This is a genomic window from Terriglobales bacterium (assembly GCA_035624455.1).
Lineage (GTDB): Bacteria > Acidobacteriota > Terriglobia > Terriglobales > Acidobacteriaceae > DASPRM01.
On the sequence record DASPRM010000022.1, the window covers coordinates 53398 to 65812 of the forward strand.

A 12415-nucleotide genomic window follows, 5' to 3' on the forward strand; every position below is an offset into this window, starting at 1 on the left:
GAGGGTGTCCGTTCTTACGGTTTCCGATTACAGCTTTCCGGGTGGCTGGACCAGCACGACCGAGATCAGCGGGCGCTCCGGCTGGTACTGCGAACAACTGGAAAGAGGCGAGATCCTTTATTTCGCGCAGCCGCCCTTTCCTCTTCCCGCCGAGGATCGTGAGTTCCTGCTCGGACTGCGCTCGAAGCTGTCGAGTGTTCACAAGAATGTTTCCTATCGCCCGGTCTCGGGAGTGCTGGGCGGATTTCCTTCGAGCGACCCGCAATTTCCCCGTTTAGTGAGTATTCTGCGAACCTATTCGGCGCAGGTGGTGAATTTTCTCGGCGATTTCCTGCGGCCCTATGCCAATCACTGGGCGCTGGATTACGCCAGCTTCCGTCCGGTGGAGGAAGAGGGACGCGATCTGCCGCTGCATAAGCGCAATGACCTGCTGCATGTGGATGCGTTTCCCAGCCGGCCGACGCGGGGCGGTCGCATTCTGCGCGTCTTCACCAATATTCATGGAAGCAAGACCCGTGTCTGGAATACCGGTGATCGCTTTCCGGATCTAGCGAAGAAGTTGGCGGATGGAGCTGGACTGAAGCGCTTTGCGTCGGGTGGCGACACTCTTGGTGCGCGCGTGCGGAAGGTGCTTCATCGTGCGGGACTGCCGATTCCCGACCGCTCGGCTTACGACAGCTTCATGTTGCACTTTCACGATTATCTGAAAGAGAATTCGACCTTCCAGTCGGAGTGCGAGAAGATTCGCACCGAGTTCCCACCGATGTCCACGTGGCTGGTATTCACCGATGGAGTTCCGCACGCGGTTCTGGCGGGCCAGCATGCCTTGGAGCAGACGTTCATCATTCCAGTGGATGCTCTGGTCTGCGCGGAGCAGGCGCCGATACGGGTGCTGGAGAGTCTGTGCGGAAGGGCGCTGGCGTAGGCACCCACCGATGGCTATTTGAGGTTCCCACCCTCCGCCAAAAGCAGGCGGAAGGGTGGGTCACCCAGGCCTGGGGCACCCGCAGTCTCAGTCCGCCGGTTGCAGTTATTGCGCAGGCTTGGGCTCTGATTTTTTCCCTGCCGATGGCGCTTTCGGTTTCCAGAATGCGGGATCAGCGGCGATCCACTTATCCGAAACGTAGCTCATTTTTGGATTGAACATAAATACGTTGGTTTCGGCCGCATCGACGCATGCGGCTTCGAGTTCGGCCAGCTTCTTCATGCCGTCTTCGCCTATTGCTGCGGCGAATTGCTTGGAATCGGTGAAGCCGCGGTCGGTTTCGGCAAGTGATTTCATCGGCACTATAACGAGGTAAGTGCCGCCACTGTTGTGGCCGTACATATCCTCGAATACCGCCCAGCGTCCGTTGGCCACAGCCTTTTCATAACCACTGATGTACATCTTGACCAGAGCTTCCCAGTCCTTCTGATGTCCGGGGCGAACATGGAAGCGCGAGATCTCGAAATAGCGCATCTGCGCGACGTTCACTTTTGCCCGCAGACTGTAATCTTCGCGGTAAAGGAAGGTGCTCGATTCGGTGGAGGTAAGCAGGTCGCCATCCGCAATGGACGCGCGGTCCAGCGCCGCGAAAAGGGTGGGATTGTTCATGGTGCCCAGATTGTCCTTTTCCCACGCCTCGAAGGAGTCGTAACCAATCATGAACAGCGATCGCGACACGCCGGAGAGAGAATCCATGGCCAGATAGTGAGTTGGCCACTTGGCGGCGGCAAATGCGTTCACGAAGGCGCTTTCGGTTTTCACATGCGGGCTGCCAGCTTTGCCCGGCTTGAGAAACTCGCGGACGACCACCAGCACCTTGGGCGGTCCGGTCACCTCCTCTGGGTTTTGTTGAGCCATAGCAGCGGCTGCGCCTGCGACAACAAGACACAGAACCAGCCAGAGTCGTGTAATCCTCGGCATAAATCGTGTGCTCCTTTGATCGAGAAATGAGTGCTTTCGCAGGGGCTGCCTAAGCCCCCCGCAGCAGTAGCTTAAGAAGATGTCTTGGAAGACGGGCCATCTTACGCGCTGGCCGGAATTCGTCAAGGAGAAATCGGGTGGACCGCTTAGGATGGCGTAGGGTCGAGTTTGGGATCCGGGGAAACAGCTGCAGGTTTAGAGTTGGTGCGGCGAAGGTCTTCGATGGCCAATTCCAGGCCGCCCCAATCCGGATGCTCGTTGTGATCGAGACGGAAGGCGACGTCCACCGTATCTCCAACCACCAGGGGATCGCGAGCAATCTGCTCCGCCATGCGCCAGCCCATGGCGGCGATGGTAGGCGAAAAATGCGACGCGCTGCGGCTCAAGCCGTCACTGCTGTTGCCATCCTGGCTCTCAGCCTGACTTGCTAATGAAGGGCCGGGGTCTCCATTGTCGCCGGCTCCATTGCCGCTGTTGCTGATTCTCGCGAACCGCAGCTTGATGTGCTTGTCCTTAAGAATGCGGGGAGGAAGCAGAATGCGCAGATTGCGCCCGACAAATACGGGCTCGGGGTTACCCATGCCGAACGGCTGCAGCCTCTGCAGATCTTGGTAAAAGCCTGGAGTCACCTGATCGATGGCGAGCTCGCCATCGACTTCAAGGCAGGGCACGAAATCCTCGGGGGTCAAAAGGGTGCGCGCATAGGAATCGAGGGCAGAGCGTAAATGCGGAATCTGTTGGCAGGGAAGTCCCAGGCCGACGGCGTGGGCGTGGCCTCCAAAGCGGGTGAACAACTCGCGGCAGGATTCCAGCGCTTCGAGCAGATGAAAGCAGCGGATGGAGCGTCCGGAGCCGTGCGCTTCTTCGCCGTCGCGTGACAGCACGATGGCGGGACGGCAGTAGCGCTCGACGACGCGAGTGGCGACGATGCCGATCACTCCGCGATGCCAGCCATCTCCATCGACGACGATGCAGTAGGCTTCACGCAGGGCGGGTTCACTTTCGAGGCGCTGCTCAACTTCCGCCACGATGCGTTGCTCTTCCTGTTGGCGGTCGGCATTCAGCGTATCCAGCTTCTGGGCCAATTCCCGCGCCCGCATTTCGTTTTTCTCGGTGAAAAGCTCGATGACGGTTTGGGCGATATCCATGCGTCCGGCGGCGTTCAGGCGAGGAGCGACGCGGAAGGCGATGTCACCGGTGTTGACGCGCCGTGAGCCATCGAGGGCAGCCACCTCAAGGATGGCGCGCAGGCCAGGATTTACCGGCCGGCTCAACCCATCAAGTCCCAGCTTAGCGAATACGCGGTTCTCGCCGGTGAGGGGGACGGCGTCTGCAATAGTCGCGATGGCAACCATCTTGATGAATGAGGGCAGCAGGCGCTGGCGTCCAGTTGCTTCAAGGAGGGCCTGCGCCAGCTTGAATGCCACTCCGGCGCCGCACAATGCTTTGCAGGGATAACCGCAGTCAGGCTGGTTCGGATTGAGCACGGCCAAAGCGCGCGGCATGCCCTGGTCTGGAAGGTGGTGGTCGGTGACGATGAGATCCACGCCGAGGCGCGAGGCTGTGTCGGCGGCGGCGAAAGCGCGAATGCCCGTATCCACGCTGATGATCAGCCGGATGCCGTCAGCCGCAGCTTGCTCGATGACGTCACCTTTCATGCCGTAGCCGTCAAGAATGCGATGAGGAACGTGGAACTCGGTCTGGCCGCCGCACAATTCGATGGCAGTTTTCAAAATTACGATGGCGGTGGTGCCATCAACGTCGTAGTCGCCATAGATGAGAACCCGCTCGTGGTTAGCAATCGCGCTCTGCAGACGTTCTACTGCAGGTTTCATTCCCAGCATGCTGTAGGGACTATGAAGCTGATTGAGCGAAGGAGAGAGAAAAACGCCAGCTTGCTCAGGAGTGTGAATGCCACGAGCAACCAGGAGCCGTGAGAGAGGAACAGGAATCCGCAGTTCAGAGGCTAAGGACTGAATGATGACAGGGTCCGCGGGGCGAGCAATCCAGCGCACGATTCAGCGCTCGTCGTCCTGATCAGCTTCGTAAGTGATGCCGCCGAAGTCCTCCGCCATGTCCAGCAGGCGCTGGTAGCGGTCGTACCATTCGGTGGAGAGTTCGCAGAGAAATAGCGTGCCCTGATAGGGGAAGCCAAGCTGCACGAACCCGGTCTTGCCGACGTAGGCGCGCAGCCAGCGAGCCTCCTCCACATCTTCCTCGTTGGCGTAGGGGGCATTACGGAGACGATCGACGAGAAAATCGACGTCGTCACGATCGAGGCTGGCATGATTCATGGTGAGGAAACTGGAGCCAGAACTCTTGGCGAGCTCTACGAAATCCTTCCAGGATTCCGGATTCCCGTTCATGTCCCACATCACGCTCTGAACTTCTTCGCTCACGTAGCCATGGAACCGCTGCATGCCGTGACCCTCAATGAAAGCGGTCATGTCGTCCCGAATAGTTGTGAGATCGTCCTGCATCGACAGTATTCGCCAACCCGATACAACTGTCCCCTGCAACCGTCTTGTGCTCGCGGCGGTTTTTGTCGGGGTGATCCTCACATCATACTCCGGGTTTTCGGCGAAAAATAGAATGGTTAAGCGGGCTCGGGCAGCCGTTGCGGTGGGTCCGCTATGTTAAACTTTTGGGTTAGCTAGCTCGTTCCGCGCGCACATGCTGCTTTCCAAAGAATATGTCGGGTATCTGGCCCGCCAACTGACTAAAAGGCTCATCGCAGAAGAGTTTATTGAGACCGCCAATCCGGCGGCGGTGGAGACGCGCGTCAATACAGCTCTGATCGAGGAGTTGGCTCTCGAAGATCGCATCAACGACGAGGTGCGCGCGATCCTGGAGGCCTATTCCGACGAGATGCGGAAAAGCGGAGCGAATTACCAGGAGATGTTCAAGAAGGTCAAAGGCGAACTGGTCCGCAAATACAAGGCGGTGCTGTGAGAATCAGCCGCGACAAGGTGAACAAACTGGCGCATGCGGTCACGGATGCGCTTGCCGAAATGGACGCAGTGGAATTCCTCGAGGACCGCAACACCATCCGCCTGAAGACCCGAGAAGTGCTGGAAGAATTACTAAAGCGCGAAGCTACCATTGACGCGGCGGCGCGGCAGAAAATCGAGACGCAGAAGCGGACGATCCTGGAAGGCTCCCAGGAGTGGGACATCCTCTATCGCAAGTATTACAACGAAGAAGTCAAGAAGCTGGGGATCTGAGAATTCAGCAATCGGCAGTCAGCAGTCAGCACTCAGTATCTTCTTCTCGTGACTCTCATCGAATAGTTCTGTCCTGTGCAGGCTCTTCTCCGTCGGATAGAAAGTTAGTCAGTGCCAAATCTATGAAGCCCTAGGTGTTTGCTCGGCATTCTTGTCACCGAGCAGAGAGCGGATGGTAGACAGCAGTTCCGGTAAGTGGACTGGCTTGAGGAGCACTCGAATGCCTTTGCTGGCGGCAACATCGCTGATTTCTGGTTCCGCGAAACCGGTCAGCAGCAGGCACCCGATGCCTGGGTAGCGGCGGCGTGCCGATTCGATCACGGCCAGACCGTCCTTGTCGCCGCGCAGTCCCAGGTCCGAGATCAGGACGTCGAATTTCGATTTCGCCAGAAGCTCGTCTGCTTCCTGAGATGAGGCGGCACTGCCGACATCAAAACCCTGATGCCGCAGCACAAGTTCATAAGTGAGCAGCACTGCTGGTTCGTCATCGACCACCAGAATTTTTCGCAAAACCGGCATGAACTTCCAAGCCCAGATTACCAATATAGTTTGAACTCACTGGCTGCGGAAGTCACTCTCACAACGCCGACAATCAGTGAATAGACAGGGTATCACTACCACTTGTGCGGGAGGATGACTCGGGAAACAGGCGGGGGCGCTCGGGCAAAGAGTACACCCAACGACGGGTGTAAGGGTGAACTGGATGATGCAGGATCTGAGTAGTGGCGCCGCATTCCACTACCTGGCCATCGTGCAGAATAGCGATTCGATCGCACGCGGACAATGACAGGAGATCTCGAGAGAGGTACAGAATACTGAGATTGCGCTCTCGGTTCAGCTTGCTCAGGAGAGCGAAGATCTCTGCCTGGTTGACACCATCCACAGTGCTGCTGAGGTCATCCACAATCAGCAAGCAGGGATTGTGGAGCAGGGCCATGGCGATCAGTATGCGGACTAACTGGTCTGGAGACAGTATTGTGGTGTGACGGCGAAGAAGTTCCCGGTCCGGCAAACCGCTTGCTGTCAATGCCTCCATGATACGCTGGTGCGCTTCAGCATAACTGGACGCAGCATGAGCGTTCCAGGCGGCAAGCAATTGCTGGCCAATGCACAGGGCAGGATTGAGAGCGGTCATTGCGTTTTGTGGAACCAGCGCGATCTCTTGTCCGCGAATCTCACGCAGCTTGCGCGCATCGAGCTTAAGAAGGTCTCCCCCCTGGAAAACAATCGAGCCCTCGGTGGCGCCGCTGGTCTGAGGAATCAGCCGCAGCAAGGCGGCAGCGAGCGTGCTCTTACCCGATCCGCTTGCTCCTGCCAGGCCCAGAATCTCACCTGCGCGTAACTGCAAAAACAGGTTGCTGAGTACCGGACTGCGGCCGCGATAGCTGACCGTCAGCGCCAACGATATGAGGGAGTCATAGGAGGTCATGAGACGGCCGGCTCCTCCCGCGAGAGCAATAGTTGGAGGATGAGGAGCAGGGCCAGCAAAGCGAGCAGCAAAATGGCGCTCCAAATGCCGCTGAGACTGGTGAGGAATTTGCTCAAGTGCTGAACGTCGAGCCTGGGCGCTGTTTCGCCCAAGCCTACTCCCAGCAGGACCAGTCCAGCTTCGCCGAGGATAAAAACGAAGAGAGAAATCCAGAATTGCGCCAGCAGGATCGGTTTCAGGTACGGAAAAACATGCGTAGTGAAGAGCAATATCCCATATTGTCCAGAGGCTCGGGCATGCAGAACGAAAGCGGAGTCTCTGAGTTTGCGCGCAGCATTCGAGATCACCGGAGTCGAGGCCACGAAGCCAACTTGAACGAGCGGAATCAGGATAAATCCGACAGAGCGGAAGCCAGCGGGTGCGGAAAGCACGGTGGAGGTTAGCAGCAGCAACAGCAGCCACGGGATTGCTAGCAGGATTGCCGTGATGGTCTGGGCGGCCCGCTCCCACCGCCCAGCGAGATAACCGGCCAAAATGCCAGTCAGCCCGGATGCTACTGTGGACAGGAGCGCGGCTAATGGCGCCAGCCATAGACCCAGCAGCATTTCTTCGGAACCGCGGGAATGATCGGAAAATGGCCCGATCGGGCCTGAGTGGTGCGGAGTGGGGGGAATGATCAGTGCGGCGCCATGCAAATCATGGTGCAGCATGGGAACGCGTATCTCGCTGGCGGCCGACGTGACGGTTAGCAGCGCCAGCAAAACCACGACGGCTTGTGTCCTCTGCCGCATTTCACGAATGCAATTCACTAACGCAATTCACTGCATCTCACAGTCGTTGATCGTGCCTGGCAATTACTCATTTCCTCTCGCTAATTCAGGCTCTGCGGTCAGAGGCTTTATCTCCTCACTCTTCCTGTGATGCTGCTGCTTCATGATGTACATCCGACGATCCGCTTCGGCCAAGAGCTGGTCACCATCGGTGCCATCCTCGCCGTAATAGGCCATTCCCGTACTCACGGAGAGCCGGTCAGTGCCGCAAACCTGATGTCCGGCCTCGCGAGCCAGTTGATCGAGGACGGCAATTTTGTCGGCAGCCGCCTCATGCTTTAAACCAGGGGCAATGATCACGAACTCGTCGCCGCCCATGCGCGCGACGTAGTCGTACTCGCGGCAGACGGAGCGCACGCCATGACCGAATGAGCGGAGAACTTTATTGCCCTCGAGATGGCCAAACCGATCATTGATCTCCTTGAAGCCGTCGAGGTCACAAATCAAGACCGCCATATCCGCGCCCGTTCGTTTGCAGCGCGCGATTTCCTGATCGAGATGCAGGAACAGTGAGCGGGCGTTGGGAAGGCCAGTTAGGTAGTCGGTAGTGGCCGAGTTTTCCGCCTGCTGGTACTTGAGGGCGTTTTCCACCGAGAGCGCGACCTTGGAGCTGACCGCGAGCATGATACGCAGGTGGTCAGACGTAAAGGCGTCGCCCTCCCCCTTGTACAGGGTGAGCACGCCGACTACTCCGGAGAGCGCTTCCAGGGGCACGGCAAGAGCAGAGCGCAGTGGGCTGAAGCGGGCGTCGCTCGGATATCCGGGTTCACATGCCGGATCGCCGTTCACGATGGGCTTGCGATGAGCCGCCACCCAGCCGGACACGCCCTCGCCCACGGGAATCTGCAGCGAGGAAAATACGCGAAAGTTATCACCGCTGACGTGCTCGGGAACCAGCACGTGTTCGCGCAATACATAAATGGCGATGGAATCGTAGGGAATGAGCTTGCGCAGCCGCACGGACAGAACTGATAGGGTGTCGTCCAAGCTGAGGGAGTTGCCGAGCTCATGGCTCAACTCGAAGAGGGTTTGGGCTTCTTGCCTGGCGGCGGCGATGGAGGATAGGAAATTGCCGTCAGTGATGACGTCCAGCGGTCGCAGCTTTTCGGGAGCAAACCCAGACGCAGGTGCGGCCGCGTTGCTCAGGCGCAGGTCGGTGGAGAGACGCTGTCGCCCGGCGCCGGTCATCTGGGTTTGCGCCAGCTTCTCCAGTTCCAGGTAGCGGCGCTTGAGCACATCCACCACCCGCGGGTCGAACGCCCTTCCCGATTCGGCTGCTACGACCTCCATAGCTTCCGGAAGCGGCACCGCGCGACGGTACTGGCGGTGGGAGTTGAGGGCATCGAGACAATCCACCGCGGCAAGAATGCGCGCGCACATGGGAATTTCTTCGCCACGCAGGCCATAGGGGTATCCGGAACCATCCCATCTCTCATGGTGTGCGCGGACGATGGGGACAACGGGGTAGGGAAAGTTCACGCGCTCCAGAATCTCTGCTCCTACCAGGGGATGGATTTTCATCTTCTCGAATTCTTCGGGGGTGAGTTTTCCCGGCTTGTTGATGATGTGCTCCGGGATAGCGAGCTTGCCAATGTCGTGCAGCAGTGACGCCGCGCGCAGGGCCTCGATTTCGTCTTTGGGAACTTCCAGTTCTTTGGCAACCTCCAATGCGTAGACTCGGACGCGCTGGAGATGGTCGAAGGTGCTGTGATCCTTGGCTTCGATGGCCAGCGCCAGGGCTTCGATCGTGCGCAGGTGCAAGGAAGCAATGCTTTCGACGTGATCCTTCTCCTGTGAAAGGCGGCGCAGATAAACGCGGTAGGAGCGATACGTCCAATAAATGATCGGTAACACCAAGAGCGAGGTCTGCCAGCCGATCAGCACATTGATGTAGCTGACCAGGGCAGCCACACCTGCACCCAGCAGGTAGTAGGGCAAAGACCAGAAATGTCCGTCGTGCCACACTCGACGAAACGCTTTGTTCTGGGTGAGTGCGGTTAAAGCCGCTGCGAGCGCACTGCCGGTCACGAAATAAGCAAAGGCCGCGGCCAGAAGAACCAACGTGACGCTATGTCCGAAGGGCTGAGCAATGCGGTGATAAACGCCATAAGAGACGGCGATAGCGACCGCGGTGTTTGCCAGCTGAAAAATAAGTTGGGCATACCTGGGCCTCTGCTTGAGCTTCCACAGGCTCTGCACAAGCACTGGACTGCAGCCCATCAACATTGTTTGCGGAAGGGTCAGCTCAGAGATGCCGATGAGGATGAATAAAAAATTGACCGAGATCGAGCCAGTGAGACCGGGAAGGCTTACGCGCAAAGTGGAGGCTAGCAATGCCACCAGCAGATAGGCGCAAAAGCGTAGGGGATCAGCGTTCTGCCAATTGGCAGCACTCCAGGCGATCACGCCGACGCCGGCAATGACTTGCAGGATCCAGAAAGCCCTGGCCCGAAAGGGCATGACGAGTGGCTGCGCCTCCCCAGGGGTTAGTGGCATGCAGACGGCCATTTGGCGGCAGTCATCCTGGCTTTATTGCATGATTCTTCAATTACTTAGCACTGCTGCAGGCAAATGGAGGAAAAGTGGAGGCTGGGGTGCGACAGAATGTCGCTTCCATTATGGTCTTAAGCCATTTTGGCACATGGAACTTATACACGAAGGGACTAATTCAAGGCTGTACTGTTGCTTAGGTACTAACCTGTCCCTAGGCTGAAATTTGCTGCAAAGCTACTAATATGGTCTGCCAGCCCAGAATCGGGCCAAGAACTCCTGCAGAAGATGGAGACCTAGTTTTGGAGACGTTTGAAGCTCCCTTTCAGGTGGACGGGGTCGAGCCAGTCGTGCGCAGCGAACTGATGAAGCGGCTGCTGCAGATGGTAGAGCGGGTGGCACGCAGCAACGCCGCTGTGCTGATAAGCGGCGAAACCGGCAGCGGAAAGGAATTTGTTGCGCGTGCGCTGCACCACTATTCTCTGCGTAGCGAGCGGCCCTGGGTGGACGTGAATTGCGCTGCGCTTCCCGAGCATCTGGTGGAAAGCGAACTGTTTGGCTACGAGAAGGGTGCGTTTAGTGGGGCCGATTCCACCAAACCGGGACTGTTCGAACTCGCCGACAAGGGCACGCTCTTTCTCGATGAGGTTGGTGAACTCGAGCCCAGAATTCAGGTAAAGCTGCTGCGAGTACTCGATGGCATTGCTTACTTCCGGCTGGGCGGAAGCAAGAAGGTGTCGGTGGATGTCCGGATCATCGCGGCGACCAACCAGGATTTGGAGCAATCAGTAAGAACCGGACGCTTTCGCAGCGACCTTTACCACAGACTGGGTCAGATCCAGTTGAAAATTCCTCCCTTGCGGGACCGGTTGGAAGATCTGGAAGCCCTGTCGGAGGTATTCCTCAAGCAGCAGCGGCCGGAATTCTATTTTTCGCACGAAACGCAGCAAGCATTGCGAGCCTATTCCTGGCCGGGAAATATACGTGAATTGCGCAATATCACCTTGCAGATTGCCATGAGCGCCGCTGGACCAGAGATCAAGCCCGCCGACTTGCCGCCTGACATTCTGCAAGCCTCCACGAAATCCGGAACACAGGTGGAAGAGGACGACCCGGGCGAGCTCGATGAAGTGGAACGTCTGACCATACTCAAGGCCCTGGCCCGCACCGGCGGACACCAGGGGCTAGCGGCGGAACAGCTGGGAATCTCACGCAGGACTCTAAGCCGGAAGCTGAAGCTCTACAACCTGCAGGCGGAGCGACGTCAGCAGGGCGAAGGATCCTTGGGCAAATTAGGACCGGAACAGCAACACTACTTCCGGGCCGAGGTCGAGGTTCCGATCCGCATTCGCAACTGCCGTGGTCGCGAGGTGGAGGGACGGACGCTGAATATGAGCTCTGGTGGCGTGGCGGTGCATGGAATCGAGAACCCGCTGGAATTCTCCGGGCCGCTGGAAGTGCGCTTTGCGATTCCGGACAGCAACTTCATGGTGGAAACCAAATCGCGAATCGCATGGGCCGACGTGGAGCGGCGGGCGGGATTGAAATTCGTGGATATTTCCACTCAGGCGCAAGGCCTGCTGGACCGCTGGCTGGCGAAAAAGCAGAAGGAAGAAGGCTGGGCAGTGGAAGCGGTGTAGATGTCAAAACAGAGTGCCTTGCAGCTTCACAGGGTTTGCCACGTGCTCACCGCTTGTTCTTGCGCTGTGCCTCCTCATCCTTTTTGAAGCGTTCCATTAGTTTCTTGATGTCCTTGGTGTAATCGTCCTTGGGATCGGACGGCATCACGTTGGTAGTCGATGTGCCCCGCCAGGCCAGATCGTTGGTGCGGGCGTCGGCGAAATCGAGAGAGAGGGTGCGCACGGAGTATAGGTTCTCCCAGACATCGGCGGTGGTCGTGATGCCGACACCACTGCCGCCGTAAACGTTCTTGTAAGTCTTGGCCAGGACGCGATAGGAGATCAGGCAATCGGGATTCTTGTCGGCAGGCTTCAGCCCGAGTTTCTCCAGTTGCTCCTGGATTTGGCTGCGCATCGACTGTTCGATTTCCATTTTGTCGTAAAGGGGATCTTTAGGAGGGCGAGGCACGTCCTGGAACTTGAACGTCTTCCACTTGGAGAGATCAGATTCCTTGTGGTAGTCGGACTTTATGGTCTGGGCGGAGGAGAACGCAGCCACGAAAAAGACCGACAACCAGATCACGCCGAACTTTTTGGGATTCATTTGATGCGAATCTTAACATTAAGCCAATCAGCACTCAGGCGTCGGCAATCAGTAGTCAGTAATCAGTAATCCTGAACGATGCGCTCGTCAGATTCTCCGCCCCGCGCTTTTATGCGGGTCGAAGGCGCGGAGTCGGAGGATCTTGCAGTTCTCCTAGTGATTGCCGAGTGCTGAGAAGTGGTCTCACAAACGTCTCAGCAGGATCAACATGGATGCCAGTTGAATCATGCCGAGGAAGTTTGCGCTATGTCGTTCCCAACGCACCAGCAGGCGCCGGAAGTTCTTCAGCCAGGCGAAGAGGCGCTCGATTTTC

General features: G+C 57.7%; 12 protein-coding genes. 4 read left to right on the forward strand and 8 right to left on the reverse strand.

Translation table 11 applies throughout. The features are described from left to right. Positions 1-4 precede the first annotated feature (4 nt). A complete protein-coding gene (locus VEG30_02345; protein ID HXZ78739.1) occupies positions 5-925 on the forward strand; it encodes a Kdo hydroxylase family protein in 921 nt (306 codons plus the stop codon). 105 nt (positions 926-1030) lie between these two features. Here VEG30_02345 and VEG30_02350 read toward each other — a convergent pair whose 3' ends face one another. From VEG30_02350 to VEG30_02360, 3 genes are all read right to left on the reverse strand, one after another. After that, positions 1031-1906: a hypothetical protein gene (locus tag VEG30_02350; protein ID HXZ78740.1), complete on the reverse strand. Its 876-nt coding sequence runs from the start codon at positions 1904-1906 to the stop codon at positions 1031-1033. 146 nt (positions 1907-2052) lie between these two features. Next, positions 2053-3921, reverse strand: a complete 1869-nt coding sequence (gene recJ / locus VEG30_02355) for a single-stranded-DNA-specific exonuclease RecJ (protein HXZ78741.1) — start codon at positions 3919-3921, stop codon at positions 2053-2055. Positions 3922-3924: 3 nt separating this feature from the next. Further along, entirely contained in the window at positions 3925-4467 is a 543-nt protein-coding gene (locus tag VEG30_02360) for a hypothetical protein (GenBank protein ID HXZ78742.1), read from the reverse strand. Positions 4468-4579: 112 nt separating this feature from the next. Here VEG30_02360 and VEG30_02365 point away from each other — a divergent pair, with 112 nt between their 5' ends. Then, on the forward strand, positions 4580-4858 hold the full coding sequence (locus VEG30_02365; GenBank protein HXZ78743.1) for a DUF507 family protein: 279 nt from the start codon (positions 4580-4582) through the stop codon (positions 4856-4858). Then, positions 4855-5130 (forward strand): DUF507 family protein, encoded by a 276-nt coding sequence (locus tag VEG30_02370; GenBank protein HXZ78744.1) that lies wholly within the window; start codon positions 4855-4857, stop codon positions 5128-5130. The genes VEG30_02365 and VEG30_02370 overlap by 4 nt, the downstream gene beginning before the upstream one ends. A gap of 120 nt (positions 5131-5250) precedes the next feature. Here the strand turns inward: VEG30_02370 and VEG30_02375 are convergent, their stop codons facing one another. The 4 genes from VEG30_02375 to VEG30_02390 all read right to left on the reverse strand — a co-directional run bounded on the left by VEG30_02375 (position 5251) and on the right by VEG30_02390 (position 9897). Then, entirely contained in the window at positions 5251-5649 is a 399-nt protein-coding gene (locus tag VEG30_02375; protein HXZ78745.1) for a response regulator, read from the reverse strand. Positions 5650-5722: 73 nt separating this feature from the next. Continuing rightward, the gene (locus VEG30_02380) at positions 5723-6559 is read right to left on the reverse strand and encodes an ATP-binding cassette domain-containing protein (GenBank protein ID HXZ78746.1); all 837 of its coding nucleotides are present in this window, start codon (positions 6557-6559) and stop codon (positions 5723-5725) included. Further along, positions 6556-7350 (reverse strand): ABC transporter permease subunit, encoded by a 795-nt coding sequence (locus VEG30_02385; protein ID HXZ78747.1) that lies wholly within the window; start codon positions 7348-7350, stop codon positions 6556-6558. Before VEG30_02385 ends, VEG30_02380 begins: the two co-directional genes overlap by 4 nt. A 63-nt stretch (positions 7351-7413) precedes the next feature. Continuing rightward, entirely contained in the window at positions 7414-9897 is a 2484-nt protein-coding gene (locus VEG30_02390) for an HD domain-containing phosphohydrolase (GenBank protein ID HXZ78748.1), read from the reverse strand. Positions 9898-10181: 284 nt separating this feature from the next. Here VEG30_02390 and VEG30_02395 point away from each other — a divergent pair, with 284 nt between their 5' ends. Continuing rightward, positions 10182-11519 (forward strand): sigma 54-interacting transcriptional regulator, encoded by a 1338-nt coding sequence (locus tag VEG30_02395; protein HXZ78749.1) that lies wholly within the window; start codon positions 10182-10184, stop codon positions 11517-11519. A gap of 46 nt (positions 11520-11565) precedes the next feature. Here VEG30_02395 and VEG30_02400 read toward each other — a convergent pair whose 3' ends face one another. After that, a complete protein-coding gene (locus tag VEG30_02400; protein ID HXZ78750.1) occupies positions 11566-12102 on the reverse strand; it encodes a DUF4136 domain-containing protein in 537 nt (178 codons plus the stop codon). Positions 12103-12415: the final 313 nt, after the last annotated feature.

Coding starts and splice junctions, on each gene's coding strand:
- VEG30_02350 (HXZ78740.1), bottom strand. CDS start 1,906: ATGCCGAGGATTACACGACTCTGGCTGGTTCTGTGTCTTGTTGTCGCA.
- VEG30_02365 (HXZ78743.1), top strand. CDS start 4,580: ATGCTGCTTTCCAAAGAATATGTCGGGTATCTGGCCCGCCAACTGACT.
- VEG30_02375 (HXZ78745.1), bottom strand. CDS start 5,649: ATGCCGGTTTTGCGAAAAATTCTGGTGGTCGATGACGAACCAGCAGTG.
- VEG30_02380 (HXZ78746.1), bottom strand. CDS start 6,559: ATGACCTCCTATGACTCCCTCATATCGTTGGCGCTGACGGTCAGCTAT.
- VEG30_02385 (HXZ78747.1), bottom strand. CDS start 7,350: ATGCGGCAGAGGACACAAGCCGTCGTGGTTTTGCTGGCGCTGCTAACC.
- VEG30_02390 (HXZ78748.1), bottom strand. CDS start 9,897: ATGGCCGTCTGCATGCCACTAACCCCTGGGGAGGCGCAGCCACTCGTC.
- VEG30_02400 (HXZ78750.1), bottom strand. CDS start 12,102: ATGAATCCCAAAAAGTTCGGCGTGATCTGGTTGTCGGTCTTTTTCGTG.